Here is a 26,332-nt window from a genome sequence, read left to right as displayed (position 1 = left end):
AAAAGAAAACCCTCGCAGGGAAGCCTGCGGAGGTTTTCTTTTTTTGGAAACAGTGAAATATTTTGCTGCCTCGCAGCCCTGCGCCGAAGTTGCCAGTAGGGTGGCGAGCACTGCTTTCTATACAGTGTAGGTCAGCTGTAATTAAAGCTTGGTATTGGATTGGAGGTCGGTGCAGTCTTAAACCGGCGCAGCGGTTTATAGGTTTCTAATTCTCAAAAGGGCGGCCCAATAGGTTGCTCCTTTTAGTGTCTGAAAAAATATCGCTAAATATTTTTGCTACTATGTAGTGTCTGCATTGTGCTCTAGCTTGTTACGCTTAAGAGGTCTATAGGCTGGCGAGCAATGCTGTAGTTTCTAATAGGAAACCTCAAAGGCTGCTGTCATTTCAGCCTTCATAACGGCTCGATAAGAAGTTAGGTAATTTAGAGATCACTTTTTATGCCAACATTAAAGCTATAAACAAATGACATGTCGCTATTATTAAGCTCTTTCTCTAGAGCTGAATTAAAAGAAAATTTATTTTCTATAGAAGTGGGGATTTTTCTTTTGGTAATAAAGTGGCGCATACACAAGATACTGTTTTTACTAGCTGCTGAGTATATTGCGTTTAGTAGAGAAACAAAGCTGTCTTCATCAAGATAAGCAGAAACGTCAGAAATAGAAAACTTATCAATTTTACTTTTGGTGCCGTATAAATATTGCTCTAGAGGCGAATTTACCATTTCTATGGCTGTGTTATTTAGTGCCCCCTTTACTATTGGATAGTTATTTTTTTCTAAGTATAAGGGCATTCCATGTTCAGGGTTGTATTTCCCAGTTAGCAGGAATGTCATAAAGAAATTTTCAAGGACCAGGTGGTTCATTAGGGAGTGATCCATTCTGTCTAATAAATACTCGGGAATTGATACTTCTTGGGGAATGTGTTGATAGAATCCAGGGTCTTTAAGGAAAATTTGGAAGAAGTATTTGTTGGTAAGAAAGCGCAAAAATTTTTTCCATGCAGGGGTGTTCCATTTGTTTTTAACAAATTCACGCTGTTCTTCGATGTTGCTTAGGGTGGTGAGAGTTTTTATTTTCTTTGGCCGGATAGCTTTAATAATTACGCTAATTAGTTTGAAGTGTTTTTCGAAGGCCCCTTCATAAATAAAACCATTCTCAATCATTCTTTCGTTTTTGGACCAGAATAATTCTGCTTTTTTTGATAATAGGTGTTTTATTTTGTTGTAAACGTTTATCCTTTTCTTGCATGGGATGATCCCCGAGAAACCTAAAAATCCCTCATGGTTTAGCGCCTGTATTCCGGAAATTTTGAGTTCTAAAAGATAATTTTGGCAGGGGTTTAAGTCAATGGCAGTTATTTTTTTTGGCTTGCCCAGTAAAAGACTTAAAACGCGATCTCCACCGCCAGTAACGCATAAAACACTATCGCTCTCATTAATATTTAGCGCCTTAAGTTCTGATCTAGAGTCTTCATTTGGCCCTGAGTAGCTGATCCTGTTTGCGTAATCGGAGAGCTGTATTTCATTAGGTTTGTTCATGGCGTGTTTAATTGGGTTACTTTAGTCGCTAACTTGTTTGGTTTAAAAAATAATCTACAACTTTGGTTAGATAGCTGTTGCTATTACACCATTGATTCTGAACCGGATGGCCTAGCACTTCTTGGCTGTTTACACTGGAAAACCTGAAGTCACTGTTTAAGAATGGTCCGTTTTGCATTCTGTTTATAATCTTAAGTAGACGTTTTTCCCTCTCAGAAAGGTTGCTTAATGAAGTGTGATTCTCTATAAATTGTCTTAAATCCAGCTTAAAGTAATTGCGATTAAATTTGATAAAGTTGTCGACTGTCATCGGATTGGAATCGGCAATATTAAAGTACTGATTTCTTGTGGCTTCATGTTTTTCTGAAATTTTTAATATTGCATCACAGCAGATGTCAACAGGTATGACATTAATAAAACAACCTGGAGTATATTTTAAGTGAATGGGGATTTCTACATGTTGCTTTTTTAGTCGGTTTAGCAGTTTCACATATTCATAGTACCCAGACTCAGAATTTGTGTACCCACTCACTGAGTCGCCTAGCACAATAGTTGGCCTATAGATGGTGTATTCCAGATTTTTTGACTCTGCTATTAAGTTCTCTGCTATATTTTTCGTGTAGTCGTATGCGTTGAAAAAATTGCCAGGGCGGTAGAGTACCTCATTTATGGCTATTCCGTTGGCATGAGCTTTACCGGCAATAAAAGCAGTTGATATTTGATTGAGTCGACATTTTGCTGTTACAGCAATGTCGATTAGTCGATTCACGCCGATAACATTGGTGTTAATGCTTTGTTGTAAATTACTATAGCTATAGTGCATGTCAGCAGCGCTGTTCCAAATGGAGCCAATATTTAGAGAGCATAGTTGTCTGTAAGATGCAGAAGATAGCCCGAGGTTTGGTTTGTTTAAATCACCTGATATTATTGTAAGTTGGTCAAAATTATTTTCCGAAAGTTTATAGCGAGGGTTGGCAAAACTATTTTTTTGTTTTAGTTTCTCGGCCCGATTGTTAGCATTATTTCTGGCAATTAGGACCACATTGAGTCCTTTTTGCAGAAGTCCCCATGTCAAATATTGACCTATAAAGCCAAATCCGCCGACAACGAGTTGTATTTCTTTTAGCCCTCGTATTTCAGATAGTTGCTTAAATATATGTTGGTCATGTTTCATCGGCTCATGAGAATTCGTCATAGTATTGAAATGGGAATGAATTCCGGAGGCAAAGGAGTATCCGCCTTTCTGAGGGTCTTCTTTACTCCTATGTATTTTTTATTGTGAAAATTGGGACATTGGTATACTGTGGGGTGTTTTTTAAGGGGGCATGCGATTAATACAAATAATCTGTCCATCTATTTCTAAAGCCAATAGGAGAGTAGTAAAATCAGATATTGGTAATAAACTACATTCTCATCACGGCGCTGCTATTAAACGTGATAGACGTATTCAAACTATGGGTTCTGAGTGAAGTACGTTTAAATCATTGTAGTCCATATAGATTGTTCGCCATAATTTGACTCCTGATCCCCTGTTCTGACTTTCCCCTTCATTAACGGTTCCGAGACCATTGTAGGTGGCTGGGATTTAATTGTCCGGCATAGCAGCCTCCTGTAGATGGTTCGGGGGTTCTTGTATATATAATTTTTTGGAAATAGTTATTTTTTGCATACTTCGAAACAATCTATCTGTTGAGTTGGTTTCTAACCTTTGCTCTCTGGATGTTAACGGCAAGTCCCTGTAGAGGAGCAGTACGCTCAGGGTCGAATAAGTTTGATTTGATTGCTTACGATTAGTCTGAGGTGAGATTTCTTTTCTGGTAAGGACGTTAACTTAGGTGCCAAAAATCTTGCCTGGTTCTCATTTTTTGAACACATTCTGAATAAAGCTTGCTGTAAGCGGCTGAAATGAGAATTGGTGAGTAAGATTGGTCAAAACCGGTAAAAGGAGAATTACCAGTGAATCGACTAAGGAATGTTATAGTAAAGTTAATGGCGTTGGGTATTTTGAGCCTAATGGGGGGGTGTTCAAAGGATGCGGAAATAACAGTAGGAACTAAAGTACTTGATCAGCAACATATAGCTGCACGGATTGATGGCCAGGAGGTCAGCGTGAAGGCCTTGGATAAGGAGCTCCAGCTTGTGTTGTATGATATTGCTGAAGTGGAGCATAAATTACGTCTCAACAAGCTGCATGAAATGATTGCCAAAACAGCAAAAGATGGTCAAGAAATAGAAGTTATGCTTCCCGTTCCAGAGCCACCACGGATAGATCTTGATTATGGCGGGCGCGCCGCTCGAGGAAATCCCGAAGCGCCTATAACAATTGCTGTGTTCTGCTCCTTTCAATCTCCCCACTGTAAATCCTTTCAGCCAACCTTGAGACGATTGTTGAGTGACTATTCTGGTTGGGTTCGCCAGGTAAATTTTGATTTTCCCCTTAAGTTTCATCGGGAGGGTATCAAAGCTGCTGTTTCGGCTAAGTGCGCTGGTGAGCACAATATTTTTTGGGAATATCACGACGCCTTATACGCAAAAACTCCAAACCTTGGTGAGAAGTCTTACTCCCAGACCGCAAGCAGTTTACTGATCGATGACAAGCAATTTAAAACCTGTATTGGAGATATGAATTATAAAGAAGTTGTTCTTGGGGATCAGGAAATTGCTTTAGGGCTTGGCCTTACAAATGTGCCGGTTGTTTTTATAAACGGTTTGTATCTAAAGGGCGCACGATCATTTGAGCAATATTCTTACTGGATAGAAAAGGAACTAATCAGGCTTGATATAGATCCTCAGCAAAAATATACATGGAAACAACAAAAAGATACTGAAAATCAATTACCTGTTACGGATCTACCTCTTGCCCTGGTAGGAGTTAGTGAATCGAGTATAGAGAATAAGTCCAAAGCTTTAATAGAAGTAAATGGGCAGAAGGCACAGAATTTTTCACTGGGGCAGTCTGTTCTTAAAGATGTCTTTCTGAAGCGTTTGAAAGGGCACTATGCCGTTATTGATAATCAGGGCTCCCTGGAGCGTCTGCTATTGCAAGGTGAAGAAGGTAATATTATCCCTTTAACTTTGTCCTATCAGCACGATGAGGAGCTGCGCAAACGTATTGAACAGCCTCAGGGAGAAAAGGGTAAAAAACTAATCGAGCCGGCTGGTGTGTTGACTCTTGGACAAGAGTGGTTGGCGAAGCAACTCGAACAACGAGAATTCTTGGAGGCTAAATTTATTGAGGCGGAGATGGAAGTTGAGGGCCACCATTTGATGCGCTTGGAGGGGGTGGCCAACAATGAGTTCTTTACTGCACTTGGATTCGAGGAAAACGATGTGCTGTTGAGGGTCAATGACAGTTGGGTCCACAGTGGCCAGAATGAGCTTTGGAGTGCTCTTACCAGTGGAAAAGTAATTGATGTCGCCTTTATGAGAAAAGGTTTGCCGCATAGATTGCAATATGTGGTTGAAGAGAATGGTTACTTTGATGAGGATTTGGGTAAGTGAATTGATTAGGGCCCGCGGTACTTTATTGCGGGCCCTGAATTTACCGAGCAGTAAAAGTTACTTATTTATCCGGATTTCCTTGCCACAGTAGGTCAGCGACAATATTTTGTCCTTGAATGCTTGGGTGGAAACAGTCTCCACCATCAATATCATCTTTATTAAACTGAAAAGTCCCGGCATTTAACTCATCCTCACCGGTATATTCAGCAACAACTTCTACCCCATTCATACCGTTGTAACTTTCTGCTTCCTCAGCAAGGATTTCATTATAACGTTGTTGGGCTGCGGCTATTCCGTTATAACGAGTAGCAAAGCTCTCTCCATTCATCGAGCCGCCATTTGTTGCAATTCGGCAAATTCCGAAAGTCGACCAGACACTCTCGCAATCTACGCGGGAATTACCGCTTTGCTTATCCAGACCAGCTGCCCGGAGATCGTGTACTCGTGGTACTGAGCCGAGTACTATCGTTGAGCCGTTAGGGAGACCATCGACTAATTTGTCCAGTCCAGCTTGAACTGCCGAGCGCCACTCGCTATCGGTGTAGAGTGGATCGTTACAGTTGGCTGGATCGACGCATTCCCGGTTACAGATGTCATTACCACCCAATACTACCTCGACATGGTCAGGTATATTACTCTGGGATAGAATCCGATCGGCTTGAGTGGAGAAATTGTCGCCTCCACTACGCATCTCAGCACCAGATTCCGCTGCGCTTTTATTGGCAGCCATATTGGGGTAGTTAACTTTATATTTATCGTGAACACTCTCCACTGAATTGTCGTCGCCGTCAAACCAGGAATGCTCGGGTTGGTCCCCGCCGAGAAGACAAAACAGGTCCCAGAAATACTTATTGCGGGTACAGTCTGCACCGAATGCCATGGTAATACTGTCACCCGCAGCAACTGACTTGGAGGGGGCTGCCATTGCTGGCTGTATCGACAAGATGCTCAAACAGAGCGTTACTAGAACTCCATATTTATTCAACATTGTATTTTCTCCCACACCGACTTTCGCCGTAAGTTGTTATCGTTTTATTCACTGCTCCGGTAAACGAGAAGGAGTGTAGGACGCACTCAGATATTGTGAGTGGTGAATGCTTGAGACCCTTTGGTCAGTTATCAATAAATTGAAGTCTGTTGGAGTTTTGTCGCCAAGAGCATTGATTACTTTATTGGCGTTTCAAAGCTTTAGTTTTTCTGGCACAGTTTTATGCTATCTGTTCTTCTTCTGGTGCTTCCACTATACTGCGCTCTACTTGTCGGAGTGCCTGTGGGCTGAGATCGCTGTTGCGAGATCCGTTGAACCTGATCGGGGTAACCCCCGCGTAGGGAACAAGATCTGAAGTCGCCTGTTTTGTTACAGCTTGGCGTCTTTTCTCTTTGTATGTGCCCTGGATGCTGCGACCTTTAAATTCCCAAGTTTTAAGGTTACGCATGTCTGAGATCATTGAACAATCCGGTAAAGCCGGAAAGTCCTCCCGCGCTGCCAGTCGCGATTCCGCTAAAGAATTTCTTGAGAATCTCACGGTTCAGTCTTTCCCTAACTCGAGCAAGGTGTATTTGCCCGGTGAAACTGCCGACATCCAGGTTGGTGCTCGTCAGATCTGTCTGGGAGATAGTTTGGTAGGGGGGGATGCAGAGAATCCGGTGTTTGAACCCAATGAGCCCCTCACCATTTACGACACTTCGGGCCCCTATTCCGAGCCCAATTTTAAAGTGGACGTACGGGAAGGGCTGCCCAAATTGCGCCAGGGCTGGATAGAGGCCCGCAGAGATACTGAACTGCTGGACTCTCGCCAAGCGGCCTACAGCCAGAAGCGTATGGCGGACCAGGGGTTGGATCATATCCGCTTTGAAAACCTTCCCAGCCCTCGCCGGGCCAAACTGGGACAGAATGTATCTCAGATGCACTATGCCCGCCGCGGCATTATTACCCCAGAGATGGAATTTATCGCTGTGCGCGAAAATATGGGGCGAGCCAAGTTGGCAGCGGAAATGAGTGAAAGTGAATACCAGAAGGCACGTGATGGTATTTACATCCCCAAGCAAATCACGCCGGAATTTGTGCGCCGGGAAGTTGCAGAAGGGCGGGCAATTATCCCGGCGAATATTAATCACCCGGAAGTGGAGCCGATGATTATCGGGCGCAACTTCCTGTGCAAGGTGAATGCAAATATTGGTAATTCGGCTGTGACTTCTTCCATTGAAGAGGAAGTGGAGAAACTGGTTTGGTCTACCAAGTGGGGCGCGGACACGGTGATGGATCTGTCTACCGGTGCCAATATCCACGAAACCCGCGAGTGGATTCTGCGAAACTCGCCAGTGCCCATCGGTACTGTGCCGATTTACCAGGCGCTGGAGAAAGTAAACGGAATTGCTGAAGATCTTTACTGGGATGTGTTCCGCGACACCTTGATTGAGCAGGCGGAGCAGGGGGTGGATTACTTCACTATTCATGCTGGCGTGCTTTTGCGCTATGTGCCGCTCACTGCCAAACGTATGACCGGGATTGTCTCTCGCGGTGGTTCCATTATGGCCAAATGGTGTCTCGCCCATCACCAAGAGAATTTCCTCTATACCCACTTCGAGGAAATCTGCGAGATTATGAAGGCTTACGATGTGAGCTTTAGTCTCGGTGATGGCCTGCGCCCGGGCTCCATTGCAGATGCTAACGATGAAGCCCAGTTTGGCGAGCTGCACACGCTTGGCGAGCTGACTGAAATTGCCTGGAAGCACGATGTTCAGACGATGATCGAAGGCCCCGGCCATGTGGCTATCCATAAGATCAAAGAAAATATGGATGAGCAGCTGAAGCACTGCCACGGCGCACCTTTTTACACTCTAGGTCCATTGACCACCGATATTGCTCCCGGCTACGACCACATTACTTCCGGCATCGGCGCTGCACTTATCGGCACTTACGGTTGCGCCATGCTCTGCTATGTGACCCCCAAAGAGCACCTGGGCCTACCCAATAAAGAGGATGTTAAAGAGGGCCTTATGGCCTATAAGATTGCGGCTCATGCCGCAGACTTGGCCAAAGGGCATCCGCGGGCACAGAAGCGCGATGACGCCCTGTCAAAAGCCCGCTTTGAATTCCGTTGGGAAGACCAGTTCAATCTCGGTTTGGACCCGGAGCGGGCACGCACCTATCACGATGAAACCTTGCCAAAGGAATCCGGCAAGGTAGCTCACTTCTGCTCCATGTGCGGCCCGAAATTCTGCTCCATGAAAATTACCCAGGATGTGCGCGATTATGCGGCCAAGCAGGAAGCGGCACAGGGCATGGAGGAAATGTCGATTAAATTTAAGGACATGGGTAGCGAGATTTATCACAAGGGCTAATGAGTATTTTGGGGGAGAGTCCTCTCCCCCAAGAATCGGATAGCAAAAGTACGGCGAGTGCATAGCGCATATCGCTGGGTGTCGATTTGGATTTGCGAAGATAGGTGGTCTGTGACAAGCGAAACCAAAGCCAAAGTAGCTATTGCCGGTGGCGGCCTGTTAGGTCGCTTGCTCGCCTGGCGGCTCTGCCAACGGGAACTGGATATTACCCTGTTTGAAGCGGGTGATCTGTCGGCACCAGTCGGGGGAGCTTGCTGGACGGCAGCGGGAATGATCTCACCACTATCGGAATTGGTGCACAGCGATAAACAAGTTTACAACCTGGGGCTGAAAAGCCTTGAGATTTGGTCTGAGTGGGTCCGGCAGCTGGAGGAGCAGAGCGGGCAGGACGTGGAATACCGCCGAGCGGGCTCAGTGCTGGTTGCTCACGGCAAGGATAAAAGTGAGCTGCTGCAATTCCTGCGGGAGCTACAGGGCAAGTTGGGCGAGTCTGCCAGGGAGCAGGTGCAGCCACTCGATTGCAATACTTTAGCGAAATTAGAGCCCTCCTTACACGGCTTTGAACAGGGGCTTTACCTGCGGGGTGAGGCGGATATCAATAATCACCGCCTATTGCCTGCGTTACTCAGAGTATTGCGCCGAGGTGCAGTCACTCTGCGAGAGCAGAGCAACGTAAATTGCGAAGCCGGGCATATCTCTGTGAACTCGGAGTGCGAACAATTTGATTGCGTGATCGACTGCCGTGGTCTCGGTGCCAAGGGGCAGATTGAAGGCTTACGCGGTGTCCGTGGTGAGGTGATGGTGGTGGAATCCCGGGAAGTGGTTTTGCAGCGTCCAGTGCGGCTGCTCCACCCGCGTTATAAGCTCTACGCTGTACCACGCAGCGATGGGCGCACAGTAATCGGCGCTACGGAAATTGAGAGCGAAGACCAGTCGCCCATTTCCGTGCGCTCCAGCATGGAATTGTCTTCCGCGCTTTACTCCCTCAACCCGGCTTTTGCCGAGGCTCGTATTGTTGAGACCCGCGTAAATTGTCGCCCCGCCACTATGGATAATATGCCTTATATCCACAGCAAGGATGGGCTGATTAGGGTGAATGGCCTTTACCGTCACGGTTATCTTTTAGCGCCGGCAGTAGTGGAGCAAGTGGAGAATCAAGTGGCACAACAACTGTTACAGGTGGTTTGATGCAGGTACTAATTAATGGGGAAACACAGAGCCTTGAATCCCCGCTAAAACTCTCTGCGCTTTTACAGCAGCTCGGCTATCGCGGAGAAACGTTTGCCGTTGCGATCAACGGTGGATTTATTCCCCGTACGGAATATAGCAATACACAGATAAATAACGGCGATAGCCTGGATATTGTTGCTCCGGTAGTGGGGGGGTAAAGGTGAGCGATCTATTAACACTTTACGGAAAAACATTTAACAGCCGGCTTTTGGTGGGCACCGGCCTGTATCCCTCCCCAGCGATTATGCGCGAATCCGTGCAAGCCTCAGCTTCGGAAATTATTACTTTGTCTCTTCGCCGGCAAAATCCGGCACAGCAGCAGGACAATCGATTTTGGGATTATATTCGCGAGTCCGGTTGTCAGTTGTTGCCCAATACCGCCGGTTGTAAATCGCCGCGAGAAGCGGTGGAGCTGGCAAAAATGTCCCAGGAAATTTTCCAGACCGATTGGCTCAAGCTGGAAGTGATTGGTGATGATTACAATTTGCAGCCAGACCCCTTTGGTCTGGTAGAAGCTGCGCGGGAATTAATTCAGTTAGGCTTCAAGGTTTTGCCTTATTGCACAGATGACCTGGTTCTGTGTCGAAAACTTTTGGATGTGGGTTGCGAGGTATTAATGCCCTGGGGGGCTCCCATCGGTACCGGGCAGGGACTGCTCAATAAATATAACCTGCAAACACTGCGCGAGCGCCTGAGTGATGTACCGCTTATTATTGACGCCGGAATCGGTGCGCCATCACAGGCGGCAGAAGCACTGGAGATGGGCTTTGATGCGGTGTTATTGAATACCGCGATTGCAAAAGCCCAGGATCCGGTACTGATGGCTAATGCTTTTAAACTGGCTGTGGAATCCGGGCGCGCCGCCTTTAATGCCGGCTTGATGCTCAGGCGTCAAACTGCCAGCCCCAGCACCCCCACCCTGGATATGCCTTTCTGGCAGCAGGCAGAGAGCATATTGCAGGATTAGTATTTTTATGCGCGATCAACTCCAATTGAAAAAGCCAATTGTCTGGACCATTGCCGGCAGTGACTCCGGCGGTGGCGCCGGTATTCAGGCGGACCTACTGACTTTTGCCGACCTCGGCTGCCATGGTTGCAGTGCTATCACGGCCAATACTGCACAGAATACGGTGGAAGTTACTGCAATTAATGCAGTTTCCCTAGAGGTCTTGGGTTCTCAGTTACAGGCTTTACAGCGGGATCTATTTCCTGCCGCAATTAAAATCGGTCTGCTAGCGAATGCTGAACAAGTTGTTGCGGTGACAGATTTCCTGCGCCAGCTGAAAGCGGTGCAGCCGGTCCCGGTTATTTACGACCCGGTTGCTGTTGCTACCAACGGAGCCGGGCTCACCGAAGGGAATATTACCGCAACGGTGTTGGCTCAGTTGATGCCACAGTGTGATCTGGTTACTCCCAATTTACATGAATTGGAATGGCTTACCGGAGCCAGTGTCACGGGTGCGGAATCTATTGTGCAAACTGCGCGTCAGTTGCACGCCCACGGCGGTACCGCAATTTTAGTTACCGGCGGCCATACGCAATTGCGTGCGGGAGAAGTTGCCGACTTACTGTGGGATGGTGAAAAAGCCGATTGGTTTATTGGCCCGGAAGTGTCCAGTACGGGCACACATGGCACTGGCTGCACCCTGTCCTCCGCTATTGCCGCTTGCCGCGCTTTGGGCTACCCGTTGCGAGATGCCTGCGTTGTGGGTAAAGCCTATGTACAGCGGGGCTTGCGCCGGGGAAATAATGCACATATCGGCGCTGGTGCTGGACCTGTAGGCCACTGTGGCTGGCCCCTGGATTTAATCGACTTCCCGGAGATTTTGGTGCCGGGAGAAGAGCGTGCGCTGGATTATGGCTTTGGTGCAGCCCCGCCTCTTGTTCAAGGGTTTGCCCAAACAGACTCTCAAGCATTAGGTTTATATCCAGTTGTGGATACAGTGGAGTGGTTGCAGCGCCTGGCTGAGCTGGGGGTGCGTACTTTACAGCTGCGAATAAAGAATCCGGGTGGGGACCTGCGCGCACAGATTGAGAGGGCAGTGGCTATTGGCAGGACATATAACCTGCGCCTGTTTATCAATGATTACTGGCAGTTGGCGATTGAGTGCGGCGCCTACGGCGTGCATTTGGGCCAGGAGGATTTGCAGTTTGCTGATCTGAGGGCAATTCAAGCGGCAGGATTGAAGCTGGGTATCAGTACCCACGGCTTCTATGAATTACTGTTGGCCTACTGTTATCGCCCCAGCTACTTGGCCATTGGTGCAATTTATGCGACCAACACCAAGGATATGTCGGATCAGTTGCAGGGCGCGCAGAAACTTGCGCGAATGGCAGCACTATTGCCCGATTATCCACTCGTGGCAATTGGTGGTATTAATATGCAACGGGCCGGTGAGGTTATCGCTAGCGGCGTTGGCAGTATCGCCGTGGTCAGCGCTATTACTCAAGCGGAAGATTACAAGCAGGTGGTTGCCGATTTTAATCTCCTGTTGAAAGGTAAGCATGCGGAAGTAGAGCCATGTTAAGTAGTAAGGAATTACAGCGTTACAGTCGCCAGATAATGTTGCCCCAAGTGGGTGAAGAGGGGCAGAGAAAACTGTCTTCTGCGCGAATTCTGATTGTTGGCTTAGGTGGGCTCGGCAGCCCGGCAGCGATGTATCTGGCCGCAGCCGGTATTGGAGAGTTGCACCTGGTGGATGGTGATCATATCGATCTCTCCAATTTACAGCGCCAGGTTTTGTACAAAACCAATCACCAGAGAAAATCCAAAGCCATGGTGGCTGCACAACAATTGGCTGCAGCCAATCCAACTATTCGCATTCACCCCCACAGCCAAATGGCGAATGAATCCTGGCTGCTTGAGCATGTAAAACAGGTGGATCTGGTGTTGGACTGCACCGATAACCTGGAAATCCGCCATACGATCAACCGGGTTTGTTATCAGGCAGGGTGTCCGGTGGTAATGGCATCGGTGCAGGGGTTTTCCGGCCAGCTGATTAGTTTTGATTTTTCTGAAAGAAAAGGTCCCTGTTATGCCTGCCTGTTTCCGCCCCAGGAGCAGGCTGAAGTCCAGAACTGCTCGACAGCAGGTGTGATCGGTCCTGCGCTGGGTGTGGTTGGTAGCATGCAGGCTCTAGAGGCCATGAAATACCTGATGGATTTGCCGGTATCGAGCTTGAATAAATTGCACTTAATCGAGACGGAAACCTTAGCTCTGCAAACTTTGCAGCTGCCGAGCCATAGTAATTGCCCGGTTTGTAGTGCCTGATTTCTTGTGTTGCCAGCAGGGGGCTCGATAAATAGTTTTATTTGGAGAGTCCCTTATTGGCAATGTCTTGTCGCAAAATTTTCTTCCAATAGCCGGGTTAAAATTCATGCCATTTTTGTACCTTATAAATCTTACTTGTCTATATAAATAAGCTATTGGCTCGATAGCTTGTGAGAAGTGAATAAAGGTACCAAAATGGCCTTATAACCATTTCGGTGACAACAGTTTTTGGAAGAGGGATTTGTATTATGAAAAAAATCGATATTGGTATCAGTGAAAAGGATCGGGAAAAGATTGCTGCCGGTTTGAAACATTTGTTGGCAGATAGCTACACCCTTTACCTGCAAACCCACAACTTCCACTGGAATGTTACTGGGCCTCTGTTCCGTGAATTACACCTGATGTTTGAAGAGCATTACACCGAGCTGGCCACTGCGGTGGATGATATTGCCGAGCGCATTCGTACCCTCGGGGTTTCCGCTCCCGGTACTTACCAGGCTTTTGCTCAACTCAGCTCCATCAAAGAAGTGGTTGAGGTACCACCGGCGGAAGAAATGGTAAAAATTCTCACTAAAGGGCATGAGCAGGTGATCAAAACCTGTCGTGAAGTTTTAAAAGATGCCCAGGCGGGAGAAGATGAATCCACAGTTGCCCTGGTATCTGATCGTATGAGAGTTCACGAGAAAACGGCTTGGATGCTGCGCGCAACCAGCAGTCACTAGTCGCTCAAATAAGTAGAGGCACTTTTATAGACCTCAACCAGTAATCGCGGATAAAAACGCGGTTGCTGGTGCCGACAAGGTGCCTCGGCTCTTTAATAATATCCCCACCTCCTGACTCACTACTGGTGCCGATAGCGGCTGGCATTCCAGCCCATATTCCCGAACCTGTGTTTCGCACAAGCTCGGCACTGCACTAATCCCCATTCCCGCACGTACTAACTGGCCGATTGTGCTTAATTGATTAGCTTCGCAGATATAGTGAACGCCTTTGCCACTTTGCCCGAAGGCCTCATCGGTCCAGCGCCTCACCGCTGAGCCGCGGTTCATAGCAATGAAAGGAAAACTGGCCAGGTCACTCCAGCGCACTTTTCCTTTTTCGCTGAGGGGGTGCTGGGGTGGCATGACTGCGATAAAACGATCCCGGTGTAGGGGCACAAACTCAAGCCCACCTAAATCCTCGGGGCGAAAACTGATGCCCAGCTCTGCCCGGCCATCCTGCACCGCTTGGGTTACTCGTTCCATCACCACATCTTCCAACAGGATATTGATTTGTGGGTGCTGGCGGTGAAAATTGGCTAATAATTGGGGGAGTTGGTTGAGCGCATAGGCGGGAATTACTGCCAAGCGCAACTGCCCACGTTCCAGGCGAAAGGCCTGCTGTACCGCATCCAGGGATTGATCCCAGTTGTGCAGTAGTTGTTCGGCGCGGGAGAGAAATTCCTCACCCTCCGGGGTGAGAGTGAGTTGGCGGGCTTCTCGACTGAAAAGCGGGCCGCCAGTCGTATCCTCCAGATTGCGGATGGCAATGGACAGGGCTGGCTGGGAAGTGTGCAACTGAGCGCTGGCTTGGGCCAGGCTGCGGCTGCGGGCCACTGTGACAAAGGCGCGTAGTTGTTTGATCGTGGCACTCACAGCGGCAGGTTCCTGGGGAATTGATGGATTTGGCTATGTTAACTTTTATTTAACAAATCTAAAAAAGATTAAAATAGTTTTAAGTGGTGGGGCAGGGCATGATTGCTCCCCTTGTGCCCGAGAGGGCGATTTGAAAACACAATAATGAGCCACAAGGTCTGTTGAAATGAAGGACAACTCCCAACCGCTCTGGCAACCCAGCGCAGAGGCTATTGCCGCCACCCAGATGGATGAATTTCGTCGCAGGGTCAACCAGCAATACCAGCTGGATCTCAATGATTATGCGGCTTTATACCAGTGGTCAGTAGATAATCGCGAAGCTTTCTGGCGGGAGTTGTGGGATTACACCGGAGTTATTGCTATAGATAAGGGTGATGAGACACTCAGTAACGATTCCATGCCCGGTGCGCAGTGGTTTCCACAGGCACGCCTGAACTTTGCTGAGAACCTGCTGCGTTATCGCGATGACAAGGCTGCCCTGGTCGAGCGCCTGGAGAACGGTAGCCGCCGCGAGCTGAGCTACAAGGAGCTGTACGATCGGGTGGAGCGCCTGTCAGCGGCCCTCGTTGCCCAGGGCGTTGTTGAGGGAGATCGGGTAGCGGGCTTTATGCCCAATGTGATCGATACCGTAGTGGCCATGTTGGCCACCACCAGCCTCGGGGCTATCTGGACCTCCTGCTCACCAGACTTTGGTATCAATGGAGTATTTGACCGCTTTGGCCAGGTGCAGCCGAAAGTGCTATTTGCCTGTGAAGGATACTTCTATAACGGCAAGGTTATTGATTCACTGCCGCGTCTGCGCGAGATCATGCAGCGAATCGAATCCATAGAAACTTTGGTAGTGGTGCCGGTTGCTCGCTCAGAAGAGGAAACTGCTCAGGTACTAGCGGCTGAGCCGCTGGGTAAGGCGGTACTACTGCAAGCTTTTGAAGCAGCGGCGCCCGCTCGCGAACTCTCCTTTGTACAAACCGAATTTAATCACCCCCTGTACATCATGTACTCCTCAGGTACTACTGGTGTACCCAAGTGCATCGTCCACGGAGTGGGGGGCACTTTGCTGCAACACCTGAAGGAGCATCGCTTGCATGGCGATCTGCGCCGTGAGGATGCACTTTTCTACTTCACCACCTGTGGCTGGATGATGTGGAACTGGCTGGTGAGTGGCCTGGCTTGTGGGGCGACTCTGGTGCTGTTTGATGGCTCACCTTTCTACCCTTCATCCCAAAGTCTATGGGATATGACCGATGAAGAGGGAATCAGTGTGTTTGGCACCAGTGCCAAATATATTGCTGCGCTGGAGAAGAGTGGCTGCAAACCCCGGGAGACCCACAAGCTGGAGAAATTGCGTGCGGTGCTCTCCACAGGCTCTCCGCTGGCCCACGAAGGCTTCCGCTATGTCTACAGAGATATAAAAGCAGATCTCTGCTTATCCTCTATTTCCGGCGGCACCGATATTGTGTCTTGCTTTGCCCTTGGCAACCCAACTTTACCGGTCTATGCCGGTGAATTGCAGTGTCGCGGCTTGGGTATGGCGGTGGAAGTCTGGAATGATACAGGCAGTGCGGTGGTTGAAGAGAAAGGGGAGCTGGTTTGCTCCAAATCCTTCCCCTGTATGCCGATTGGCTTCTGGAACGATCCAGATGGAGCCAAGTACCGCGGTGCTTACTTTGAAAATTGGCCTGGTGTGTGGGCGCATGGGGACTATGCCGAGATTACGGCACACGGTGGTGTTGTAATCTATGGCCGCTCCGATGCAGTACTTAATCCCGGCGGTGTGCGTATCGGAACCGCAGAGATTTACCGCCAGGTGGAGAAAGTCGAGGAGGTGCTCGATAGTATCTGTATCGGCCAGCCCTGGCACGACGATGTACGGGTAGTGCTGTTTGTGGTTTTGCGAGAGGGTGTTGTACTGGACGAGAATCTGACCCAGAAAATCCGCTCCACGATTCGCGCCAATACCACGCCTCGCCATGTACCGGCGAAGGTAATCCAGGTGGCGGATATTCCTAAAACTATCAGCGGTAAGATTGTGGAACTGGCTGTACGCAATGTGGTGGAGGGTAAACCGGTTAAAAATAAAGAGGCCCTGGCCAACCCTGAAGCCTTATCGCTATTTGAAAAGCTGCCGGAGTTGGCAGAGGAGTAAGTTAGGGAGCCTCTGAACAACTCCGTGATACCTCTGGCATGCAGAGCGGTTCACAATCAAGGCGCGGCTTCGCAGGAATGTCTAGACCTTTCAAGAGGTCGCAACGCGGAGTGTGGATCGCTCTGCAAGCCCCGAAGGGCGGGCCTTTAAGGCCACAGCTGCTGCGTTGCAGCTCTTACAAAGGGCTACGGCCATTCGCGGCGAGCTGCGCCTAACATCTGCAACCTTCAAGGCCCGCAGAGGCATTACGGAGTTATTCAGAGGCTCCTTAGGAGTAAGGGAGCGTAACCCGGCGCCATTTAGTTTGCTGCGGTTCTGCGCTACCCTTCACTTTATAAACACCAATAATTCACGGTAGAAAAACAGTCATGGTTACTTATTTGTACTGGGCAGCGGTGATTGCCCTGGTTATTGCTTCTCTTTTTATCGGCAGTCGCCTGGGCAGCCTTAAGATCGGCGCAATCGTGGCTGCGGTTTTCTTTGTTGGCGGCTGGCTTGCCTACTACTTTCACTATGAGCAGGTTTTCGTGAAGCGTTTTGGCGGGGTCATGCGTATCTCTGTGCCCGATGGGTACCGCCATATCGGCGCCACCTGGAAAGAAGATAATTTGTGGATCGAGAATTATAACCCCAAAACTAACCAGTGTATTTTCACGGAGTATTCCAAAGGAAATATTCTGGAAGGGCGGGTGATTATCCAGGATTGTAATCCCTTAATGCCCAGCCAAGGCACACAGCCATAGAAGTCCCAAACGCCGAATCGGCTTATTGGCTGCTCAATAAGTCGATTTAATTATCCCAGCTGTTGTCATCAGCTGGATATTCCAGCCTACGGAGGGAACGGATACCCGGATTTTTTGCGGAGTAGCCGCTACTGACATTGGATAAAGATCTTGCGAATTCTCTTTGTCTCCCTACTTGTTGCCCTTCTAGCGCTGCCAATGCAGCTGGCAGCAGCCATCCCATTTTTTGATCGCTTGCCGGGTTTTACCCTGCTGGTGCAGGGCGATCCTCAGCTGCAGGAAAAATTGACCTCCGAACTCAACGAGTTGCGCAAGAACAGTAGTGCGCTGGAAAACTACGATGATCCGGCGGATATTGCGCACTATGAGCGGGGTAACCTGGAAAAATTACTGCGTGCGCAGGGATATTATGATGCCACTGTGTATGAGTCTGTTTCTGGCAACCAAATTTTCTATAGTGTCACTCCCGGCCCCCAATACCATATCAAGAGCCTGGATATTGATATGCCGGCCGGTTTGCGGGCAGGCTTTAGCGGCTTACCTATCCATGTTGGAGATCCCCTGATTGCCAGCAAGGTACTTGAGGGCGTAGAAAAAATTACCAAGTACCTCAATGAAAATGCCTGTCTGCTGAATGTGGATGTCAGCTACCAGGCAACGGTGATTCACCGGGAAGCTGCTGCGAGACTGGAATATCGGGTGGCCTCCAGTCCCGAAGTCCATGTTGGCCAAGTCCGCATTGAAGGAGTCACCTCTATTGAAGAGGACTACCTGTTGGATAAGGTCAAGATTAAATCCGGAGATTGCTTCAGCCGCAGTAAACTGGATGCTGCGCAGTTGCGTCTGCTGCGCACCAACTTAATTGCCAATGTAAATACTGAAGTTTCTGAACCCTACGATGGGTTGGTGGATGTTACTTTTGTTATTCAGGAGCGCAATCACCGCACCATAACCTTGGGGGTGGGGTACACCTCTGATGAGGGAGCCGGTATTTCAGCAGCCTGGGAACATCGCAATGTTTTCCATCGTGGGGAAAAAATTGAAGTCGAAAGTAAGCTCAACGAGGTAAAGCAAACCCTGGAAGGCAAGCTTACTATTCCCCGTTTCTTCCATGACAAGCAACGCTTGACCGCCAGTATTGCTTTGGAAGGTGAGGATGTTGATTCCTACCGTTCAGAGTCCCTGACATTCAGTGCTCTGGTATCGAGAAAAATCAGTAAGCATCGCACGCTGAGTGGTGGCGCCGAGCTGAAATTCAGTGAAGTGGACGAGAAGGTGGAAGGGGCAGTTGAAGCAGATGATCCCGATGAAAACTACACACTGTTAGCTTTCCCCCTGGGCTTTAAATTAAACACGACAGACAAACCCCTGGATGCCCGCCGTGGCGCTACTTCTGCGCTGGAAGTAAAACCCTATATCGATCTTAGAAATACCAATACCACCTTTGTTAAAAATACCCTACAGCTCACTGCGTATAAAACAGCCGATGACTGGCGTTATAAGCCCACCTTGGCAATAAGGTTGAAAGCCGGGGCAATTACAGGGGAGTCGAATCTTGAGCTGCCTGCGGATGAGCGCTTTTATGCCGGTGGCGGTGGCTCCGTGCGGGGTTATGGTTACCAGGAGTTGGGTCCGCGACTTATTGAGATTAATGATGAGGGTGAGGAAACCCTCTCCGATGCTATCGGTGGTCGGGGACTCAGCGAGATTTCTTTTGAGGGCCGTTTTCGTTTTACGGATACCTGGGGAGGTGTGATTTTTCTCGATGGCGGCAATGCCTATGAGGACGCAGCGCCCAAGTTTTCCGACCTGTTTTGGGGAACGGGTTTTGGCGTGCGCTATATCACCTCCTTTGCCCCCATCCGCATGGACATCGCCTTTCCCCTCGATCGCCGTGAGGGCATCGATGATCGCTACCAGGTGTATGTGAGCTTGGGGCAGGCATTCTGATGCGCTGGTTGGGCCTGTTTGGGCTGGGCGTTGCCCACTGGGTTGGTGCTTTCCTGCGTGGGCTCTGGCGCTCCCTGGGTGCTGGGGGTTCCCTGGTAACAGGCATTTGTCTGTTCCTCCTGATGTCCGCTATCTATTTCCTCAGCACGGAACCGGGGCGCGTCGGCCTTACTCGTGGGGCTTTTTACGCTGCCGAGCAATTGGTGGACGACCTCGAAATTGAGGCAGAGGGAATTCACAGTGAAAAATTAGGATTTTGGTTTTTCGAGCGACTGAGAATTGACTATCGAGCTAATACGCTTGCCGAAGCCCAGGACCTGGAAGTCAACCTCAACAGCTTGTCCCGAGATCCCATCGATATTGAGCGAGTGGGGGCCAAAGATTTACTGCTCAACCTAAATATCCTCAATGAACTTCTCTCTGCGCTGGCAGATTCTGGCGAAGAGGAGGTTGAAGTTGTCAGAGAGGAGCAGCCATCGACTACTTGGGAGTTGCTAGTTCCCGGGTTTCGCTTGGCGCAGCTGGATATAGCTCGCCTGCAATTGGTGGACAGCCGGTTGACGGGGATTCCCCCTGTTGCTATTCAGGCTAACGCCCAATACCGCTGGCAGGATAAACCGGCGCAGCTATTTATCGAAGTGAGTGAGCTGAATGGTTCCGAGTTTAATCTCACTGTAAATGGCCGGATGCAGGGCGAGCGCTTTGTAATCGATTTCTCTACCAGTGAGGTGGGCCAGGGGTTTGTCAGCCGACAGCTGCATCTGCCGGAAAATCAGGTATTGGATGCTCGCGGCGAACTATCCCTGCGTAAGCAGGGTGAAAAACTGCTGCTGGATATTAATTCGATCGCAGCTCCTCTAGCAGAACATCAGCTGGATCTGACAGGGAGTATCGAAGCCGATATTAACCCCTGGCGTCTCTCTTCAAAGGGGATTTGGCTGCGAGTGGATGAGCGGCGCAGTACGATTAAAGGCAACATTAGCGCGGACGGTGTCAATGGGACAGTTAACCTCAATCAAATCCCGCTAACACTTTCCCGCCCTTGGCAGGATATCCTGGACAGTGGTTGGCTCAGCGCAGATTTTTCGGTGCAGGGCTCCCTGCAACAGCCGAATATTAATGGCAGCTTACAAGTGGAAAGCAGCTACCGGCAGCAGCCCCTGCAATTGGAGGGCCGGGTCGATACCCAGGCAGGTGTGATTGACTTGCAAGCCTTATCTTTGCACTTTGCCGGTGCACGGATCGAGGTGCTCGGTACTGTAGATACGAATTTGAAAGCACTGGATTTGGTGGGAGAGATTGATGAGTTGGGTGTTGAAGAAATTCGCCGGCTTGCAGCTTCGCTACCCCAGGCTGATAGGGTAGATATCCCCACTGCTTTATCCGGCACCTTGCACCAGTTGCGTGTGGAGGCCATCGGCTCATGGAAAAACCCAAACCTCAATTTGTCTCTGAGTGCAGTGAGTACTTACCACGACTTACAGGGTGAGTTGACGGCGGCGATAAGTGGAAACCTGCACGCGCTGACTATTGATGAATTGGTATTTACCGGTGAGAAGCTCAATCTGGAAGTAATCGGTCAGCTTGATATTGAACAGAAGCAGTTGGATTTACACGGGCAGATCGATGGCAAAAATATTAGCTTGCGCGATGACCTTGGAGTTACCGAGGCAGAGGGGGTAAGTCTAGGGGGGACTTCCGAAGTAACAGTCCGGGGAGAGTGGAGTAATCCCCAGGTAAGTATTTTACTGGATTCCAATGGCGTCGCGCAGGATTACCCCTTTAACTTAAAAGGGGAAGCCAGTGGCGATATGGACCTGATAGAGGTCAGTGACCTGCGATTGGAGTTATTTACCAACGGCAATGGCAACCAGTTTGGTTCATCCTCAAGCAGAGGCCCTCAGTCCCCCGTGATTGCCTCAGGTTTTGATAAAGGGGAGCCGGAGCCCCTACAGAGCCAAAGCCGCCTGACAGCCCTCGCTGAAGATGCCCAGCAGCTGGGTCGGGTGGGGGTGGCATTGCTGCAGGCCGATGGTTCTATCGAACCTCGGCAAGACCGATTACAAATTGATATGGGCGCGCGCAATCTACCGCTGTTCCTGGTAGATCTCGTCGGTCTCTCTCTCCCTAACTCCCTTGAAGGGGAGTTGAGCTTGGATGGCAGGGTTGACGGGGCTATTTCAAACCCGCAGATTAAAGCCAACCTGATCGCCCAGGGAGAATTTCATCTGGAGCCCTGGCATTTACAGGGTACTTTGGACTATGCAGACAGGAGCCTGGTAACTGATGGTATCGAGCTGCTATGGGCGGGTCGCAACCAATTATCGATACTGGGTAGCTTGAACGCAGAGCGACTGGATTTAGAGTTGCGCGGCCAGGGTGATCTATCGGATCTGGCGAATAGTTTTTCCAGCGGTAGGGCGGGTAATGGAGATGTCAGCCTTTATGCCAGTATTGGTGGAAGCCCCAAGCAGCCTGAATTCCAAGGGGAATTGCGCGCTACTGGAGAAGCCCTGGGGCGAGGGCAGCGCGGAATCCAGGTTCAACCGCTTTCGATAGTATTGGATTGGCAGACAGATAATGGAGAGCTGGACGCATCCCTGATTGCCCAACACGGCGGTAGCAACGCAGTAAATAGCCAAGTAAGTGTCTTGATTGCGCCGATCTTCGAACAATTATTTGCTGATAATAATCAAACTGGTGGCCTGCGAAATGTGCCCTTTCAATTGCAGGGGCGCGGTACGGCCGATTTGTCAGTGATTGCGGAATATATTGATCCCCGTGTCCACCGTATGCGCGGTTTGCTCAGTTTCAATGTTGACGGTACCGGAAATTGGCAGCGTCCTCTATTAACCGGTGATATCGAATTGAGTAATGGTCGCTATGAGCACCGACCGAGCCATACTCGCATTGCGGATATTAATTTCTACGCGCAGCTGTCTCCTGAGGAGTGGCGGATTGTGCGAGGAAGCGCTACCGATGGTGATGGTGGGCGGATAAACCTGGGAGGGGCGGTCTTTTTACCTCCGGATAGCTCGCCCAGTTTTGATATCGTATTAAGTCTCAGTCGGGCCCACTTGCTTAACTCACCGGGAGTACGCGGTGCAATATCCGGCGATGCCCGTTTGTCGGGCTCAACCCAGGATGCAGAAATTACCGGGCGATTCACTTTGAAGCCGCTGGCTGTACAGATTGAGCAATGGATCGGCAGCAGTGTTCCAGAAATCCAGGTGGTGGAAGTTCAGGTCGATGGCCCACAGGTGCAGCGATCTTCTCCCCTGTTTAGCAAAATTGGATTGGATGTAGAGATTGTTTTGGACCAACAATCCTATGTGCGCGGACTTGGCTTAAATTCTCAATTGCGCGGCGTGGTGGATATTCGAGGCACCGCAGATAAGCCAAAAGCCTCCGGCGAATTAACAATTGTTCGCGGCAGCTTTGATTTATTCGGTAAGAAATTTGATCTAGAAGATGGCGAAATTCGCTTCGAGAATAATGAGGTCGCTATCCTGGTTGAAGGTATCTATGAATATAGCGATGGAGAAATAACCGCGCAGATATCAGGCACTGCTGCGGACTTGGATATTACATTTACCTCTGACCCCTCGGCCTCTCAGGATGAAATTCTGGCGCAGTTGCTTTTTGGGAAGTCATTATCAGATATTTCACCTTTACAAGCTGTTCGTTTGGTTAGTGTCGTACGCAGTTTGCAGTCGGGGCGAGCGGTATTGGACCCTATCGCCAAGACACGCGAGCTGTTGCACCTGGATACACTCAATATTGAGCAGGAGGAGGGAGACGAAGGTGATGAGTACGCATTGAGCTTGGGCAAATATATTACCAATCGAATTTATGTGGAATTACAGAGAAGTACCGATCCTCTCAGTCCATGGCAGGCGGAGATGCAAATAGAACTTAGGGATAACCTCAACCTGGAGTTTAAAAGTGCCGATGACGGTGATAGCGGTTCCGGTAGTGTAGAGTTACAGTGGAAAAAAGACTATTAGGGTTTTCGCCACTAACCCCCTATCGTTGTAAGAAGCATCGTTAATATTTGGTGATTAGCATATCCGTTATTTTTAACGTGCAACCTGGCTGGGGTGGATTGTTGACGCCCCAGTTGTCGATCACGATCATCATGGATTCATCAAAAATTGCAGGCCCCTTTTCCCGGTAGGCGTGCCAAAGCTGATTTGAATCATCGCACTTGGACGCAGATGCTTCACACACTCTTATATCCCATTGATAGGTTCCACTAGCTTCACCCGATATGATTTTCTTGGATGTAAAAGTTATATGCTGTTGGGTACCACTCTTCACCTTTAGGGGGCCTGTTTGGCTTGTCCACGCCGCCTGACTGGGAAGCCCTCCCCAATTGGAAGCGAAACTTCCCGGACCATTAGAGCCTGTTGTTTCTACAAAATCGACTTCCCGCTGCCCTCCGGCCCAACATCCACCAGGTTGTCCACACCAGGGAAACATATAAACGGCAATCCACTCTTTAGCACCACACTTACCTGGGGGCACGTCAACCTTAAAGTCAATTGCTGAAATATCTTTCATTCTAATCTCGGTATTCCCACACTGAACCGCAGATGTATAAGCGCAGGAGCCTTTGGTATCGTCATCCATAATAATAACGCCGGATCCTTCCGTATTGCTTGGTTGAAAGCTGATTTTAGTGCAGCGATTGTTTTCGGCCACTTTGTCATCTTGATGATTGAATATGGGCTTACATGTTGTTGCTGATGCCAGATTTAAGGTGGATAGGGCAGCAAAGATCAGGAAGAGTCGGGTTGCTTGTAGCATGGTGTGGAGCTTGCAAACTATAAAACTCAATAAATTATAGTTTGTGTCTTGATGATCAGGCTTTAGTAGAAATGTTTAGCCTGTCAATAAGATCAATTTTGGCTGGTAGCACAAAGGTCACTTTCACTTATCCAGAAGGTAACCTTTTTATAGATGAAGTCCAATGATCATTGAGTGCTTACAAATGATTCTGAACGTAACTTAAAACATCTGTTGGAGTGCAATTGTCCATAAATTTATCTTGCAGGCTGTAGGCCATTTTTTCCAGAGGTGCACCGTTGTAGCCGTAGGTCTGAATTTCACTGATATAACGTTTGATAAATGACTCTGCTCCCAAGAGAGACCATTGGTGGACATGGACTAACTCATGGAAATGGAGGGAAATGTCCGCAGCAAATGGTGTTTTGACAAAGTAGGTATCTTTGTAAGTGATACCGGCTACTTCCATGTCGACAAAGTCACCCAGACCAGCCTGGTAGAGCTCGGGAAACCTCGGTTTTGGAATATTATCAACCACTACAAAGTAGCTTTTGCTAAGAAATTCTTCCGTATAATACCCTGAAAACTTCTCTGTGAACCTTGCGCAAGATTGTCTCTCTTCTTTGAAGTCTATCAGTATTTGATCAATCCATTGGTCTATTTTTTGCAACATCTATATCGTCCTGATTGGGAGGTAACTCTGGGGCTTTGCTCACCCCAGAGCAGAATTTTAATATGCGAAATAAAGTTGTGCCGAGAGTTATACGTAGGAGTATATCACCGATCCACTTTCTTTTTTCTTTTGAAGATATTTCTTACAGGGATAGTAAAGTATCGCAATCAGAGCAATCCAGTAGGCATAGGTTCTCAGTAAATTAGGTGTGTAGCCTTCAGGCCATACTTTGGAGCCGTTGAAGAAGTTGGTTGCTACTCCAAACTCTAAGTAGCTCCATAGGTGTGCGGACAGATTGATCACTGGGACATGGAGTAAATAGAAGAACAATGAGGCCTGCCCAAAGAGGAGCAATACATCCAGTATTCGGTTTTGCCGATTTTCTACGATAGCCATGATCAAGAAAACTATACTCATTGTCATAAGGATATAGCTGAACGACATTGGGTATTTGGCTGTGTTGATAAAGCCCAGAAGCCCCTGCTGTGGAATCCAATCATTGGGGTCGCCAAAGCCTATTAGTCTAACCGCAATAAATATAATCGAAAGCGCGGTCGCTGTTGTTATTAATAATCGCACTCGTTGCTTGTTTGCCATCTCGTAAAGAGGCCCAAATACATAGCCAAGGTACATAAGAGCAAAGAGGGGGATAATATTGTAAGCAGCAAAAATCCCGGTGTTGAACTCAAAAAGTCTAAAACTAGTGCGTACATGCGCAAGAATCCAAAGCCATTCATAGCCACCTAATAGCTGGCGCATGAAGTCATCATTCAGGTATCCATGTAAGGATATTACGGCCAGGCAAACGATGCTGGTCCATATCATTGGCAAATAGATTAAGCCCGCCAGTATGATCATGGATACGCCCAGGGCCCAGATTACCTGTACAAAAGCGTAATTATAAGCAAACTGCCAAGAGAGGTTTACCAAGGTTAGTTCGAGGATAATTAGTACTAACCCTCGAAGTATTAAGAATTTTGCCAACTCCGGCTTGGAGTTAAGTTTTTTACCGTGAAAATAGGCACTCAATCCTGTAAGAAATATAAATCCAGGGGCACATATATGCGTGATCCAACGAGTTAAAAACAAAGCGATGGAGGATTGGGATAGGTCCAATGGGTCAAACTGGGTCGAAGTCCAATAATCTCGAGTATGATCGAGGGCCATAATAATTACTAATATACCTCTAGTGATGTCTATTGCTGGATATCGCAATTTGTTATCTCCAAAGTTAGTGGGTTTTATAGCGTTTTCTCTCTAAGGGTTCTTGTTACCTTGAAGTTGGAATGTAGAGGCGGTTAAAGAGAGCTATAAATGATGTCTCTCGGTCTTTGTTTATTATTGTTTAGGGGCAGGTGGGAGCTGTCTGCCTTTCATATTGTACATATATTCTTCAAGCAACCAATTGCTTTTTAATTGTGTGATATGTAGGTGGAGGGACGATAGTGCAGGCATTTTGGTTCTGGCAAGTCCAAGAAATTTTGCCCACCCGATAATCAATATTATTTAATTT

19 protein-coding genes and 1 riboswitch are annotated in these 26,332 nt (G+C 48.5%); of the genes, 12 read left to right on the top strand and 7 right to left on the bottom strand.

What is annotated here, in order from left to right; translation table 11 throughout:
• Positions 1-422: 422 nt before the first annotated feature.
• Positions 423-1,538, bottom strand: a complete 1,116-nt coding sequence (locus tag ACJJIW_RS22355) for a DUF3419 family protein (RefSeq protein WP_444936402.1) — start codon at positions 1,536-1,538, stop codon at positions 423-425.
• 28 nt (positions 1,539-1,566) lie between these two features.
• Positions 1,567-2,712, bottom strand: coding sequence for an SDR family oxidoreductase (locus tag ACJJIW_RS22350; protein ID WP_282933744.1), 1,146 nt, complete (start codon positions 2,710-2,712; stop codon positions 1,567-1,569).
• Positions 2,713-3,527: 815 nt separating this feature from the next.
• On the opposite strand from ACJJIW_RS22350, the gene ACJJIW_RS22345 reads away from it, so the two are divergent.
• Positions 3,528-5,039 (top strand): thioredoxin domain-containing protein, encoded by a 1,512-nt coding sequence (locus ACJJIW_RS22345; protein WP_444936401.1) that lies wholly within the window; start codon positions 3,528-3,530, stop codon positions 5,037-5,039.
• A 61-nt stretch (positions 5,040-5,100) separates the two neighbouring features.
• On the opposite strand, the gene ACJJIW_RS22340 is transcribed toward ACJJIW_RS22345, so the two are convergent.
• Entirely contained in the window at positions 5,101-6,027 is a 927-nt protein-coding gene (locus ACJJIW_RS22340; RefSeq protein ID WP_282933742.1) for an SGNH/GDSL hydrolase family protein, read from the bottom strand.
• A gap of 262 nt (positions 6,028-6,289) precedes the next feature.
• A riboswitch (TPP riboswitch) is annotated at positions 6,290-6,388 on the top strand.
• An 85-nt stretch (positions 6,389-6,473) separates the two neighbouring features.
• Here ACJJIW_RS22340 and thiC point away from each other — a divergent pair.
• The 7 genes from thiC (at position 6,474) to ACJJIW_RS22305 (ending at position 13,607) form a co-directional block, all read left to right on the top strand.
• Positions 6,474-8,384, top strand: coding sequence for a phosphomethylpyrimidine synthase ThiC (gene thiC, locus ACJJIW_RS22335; protein ID WP_444936400.1), 1,911 nt, complete (start codon positions 6,474-6,476; stop codon positions 8,382-8,384).
• Positions 8,385-8,495: 111 nt separating this feature from the next.
• Entirely contained in the window at positions 8,496-9,572 is a 1,077-nt protein-coding gene (gene thiO, locus ACJJIW_RS22330) for a glycine oxidase ThiO (protein WP_444936399.1), read from the top strand.
• Positions 9,572-9,772 carry a sulfur carrier protein ThiS gene (thiS, locus tag ACJJIW_RS22325; protein ID WP_108734077.1) on the top strand — a complete coding sequence of 67 codons (201 nt, stop codon included), beginning with the start codon at positions 9,572-9,574 and terminating at the stop codon, positions 9,770-9,772. The genes thiO and thiS overlap by 1 nt, the downstream gene beginning before the upstream one ends.
• A 2-nt stretch (positions 9,773-9,774) precedes the next feature.
• On the top strand, positions 9,775-10,581 hold the full coding sequence (locus ACJJIW_RS22320) for a thiazole synthase (protein ID WP_444936398.1): 807 nt from the start codon (positions 9,775-9,777) through the stop codon (positions 10,579-10,581).
• Positions 10,582-10,588: 7 nt separating this feature from the next.
• A complete protein-coding gene (gene thiE / locus ACJJIW_RS22315; RefSeq protein WP_444936397.1) occupies positions 10,589-12,142 on the top strand; it encodes a thiamine phosphate synthase in 1,554 nt (517 codons plus the stop codon).
• Positions 12,136-12,885 carry a HesA/MoeB/ThiF family protein gene (locus ACJJIW_RS22310; protein ID WP_444936396.1) on the top strand — a complete coding sequence of 250 codons (750 nt, stop codon included), beginning with the start codon at positions 12,136-12,138 and terminating at the stop codon, positions 12,883-12,885. Before thiE ends, ACJJIW_RS22310 begins: the two co-directional genes overlap by 7 nt.
• 248 nt (positions 12,886-13,133) lie before the next feature.
• Positions 13,134-13,607, top strand: a complete 474-nt coding sequence (locus tag ACJJIW_RS22305; protein WP_108734073.1) for a Dps family protein — start codon at positions 13,134-13,136, stop codon at positions 13,605-13,607.
• 33 nt (positions 13,608-13,640) lie between these two features.
• Here ACJJIW_RS22305 and ACJJIW_RS22300 read toward each other — a convergent pair whose 3' ends face one another.
• On the bottom strand, positions 13,641-14,519 hold the full coding sequence (locus ACJJIW_RS22300) for a LysR family transcriptional regulator (RefSeq protein ID WP_444936395.1): 879 nt from the start codon (positions 14,517-14,519) through the stop codon (positions 13,641-13,643).
• Positions 14,520-14,685: 166 nt separating this feature from the next.
• Between ACJJIW_RS22300 and ACJJIW_RS22295 the strand changes: the two genes are divergently transcribed.
• The 4 genes from ACJJIW_RS22295 to ACJJIW_RS22280 all read left to right on the top strand — a co-directional run bounded on the left by ACJJIW_RS22295 (position 14,686) and on the right by ACJJIW_RS22280 (position 23,365).
• Positions 14,686-16,665 (top strand): acetoacetate--CoA ligase, encoded by a 1,980-nt coding sequence (locus tag ACJJIW_RS22295; RefSeq protein ID WP_444936394.1) that lies wholly within the window; start codon positions 14,686-14,688, stop codon positions 16,663-16,665.
• A gap of 368 nt (positions 16,666-17,033) precedes the next feature.
• Positions 17,034-17,408 carry a hypothetical protein gene (locus tag ACJJIW_RS22290; RefSeq protein WP_108734070.1) on the top strand — a complete coding sequence of 125 codons (375 nt, stop codon included), beginning with the start codon at positions 17,034-17,036 and terminating at the stop codon, positions 17,406-17,408.
• 150 nt (positions 17,409-17,558) lie between these two features.
• Positions 17,559-19,358: an autotransporter assembly complex protein TamA gene (locus ACJJIW_RS22285; protein ID WP_444936393.1), complete on the top strand. Its 1,800-nt coding sequence runs from the start codon at positions 17,559-17,561 to the stop codon at positions 19,356-19,358.
• Positions 19,358-23,365 carry a translocation/assembly module TamB domain-containing protein gene (locus ACJJIW_RS22280; protein ID WP_444936392.1) on the top strand — a complete coding sequence of 1,336 codons (4,008 nt, stop codon included), beginning with the start codon at positions 19,358-19,360 and terminating at the stop codon, positions 23,363-23,365. Before ACJJIW_RS22285 ends, ACJJIW_RS22280 begins: the two co-directional genes overlap by 1 nt.
• 40 nt (positions 23,366-23,405) lie before the next feature.
• On the opposite strand, the gene ACJJIW_RS22275 is transcribed toward ACJJIW_RS22280, so the two are convergent.
• From ACJJIW_RS22275 to ACJJIW_RS22265, 3 genes are all read right to left on the bottom strand, one after another.
• Positions 23,406-24,167 (bottom strand): hypothetical protein, encoded by a 762-nt coding sequence (locus ACJJIW_RS22275; RefSeq protein ID WP_444936391.1) that lies wholly within the window; start codon positions 24,165-24,167, stop codon positions 23,406-23,408.
• Positions 24,168-24,345: 178 nt separating this feature from the next.
• A complete protein-coding gene (locus ACJJIW_RS22270; protein ID WP_444936390.1) occupies positions 24,346-24,819 on the bottom strand; it encodes a hypothetical protein in 474 nt (157 codons plus the stop codon).
• An 87-nt stretch (positions 24,820-24,906) separates the two neighbouring features.
• A complete protein-coding gene (locus tag ACJJIW_RS22265) occupies positions 24,907-26,034 on the bottom strand; it encodes an acetyltransferase domain-containing protein (RefSeq protein ID WP_444936389.1) in 1,128 nt (375 codons plus the stop codon).
• Positions 26,035-26,332 lie beyond the last annotated feature (298 nt).

Source organism: Microbulbifer maximicatervae (SeqCode), assembly GCF_052467815.1.
The sequence above is the reverse complement of the archived record's forward strand: the minus strand, read 5'-3'. Positions and strand labels throughout refer to the sequence as shown.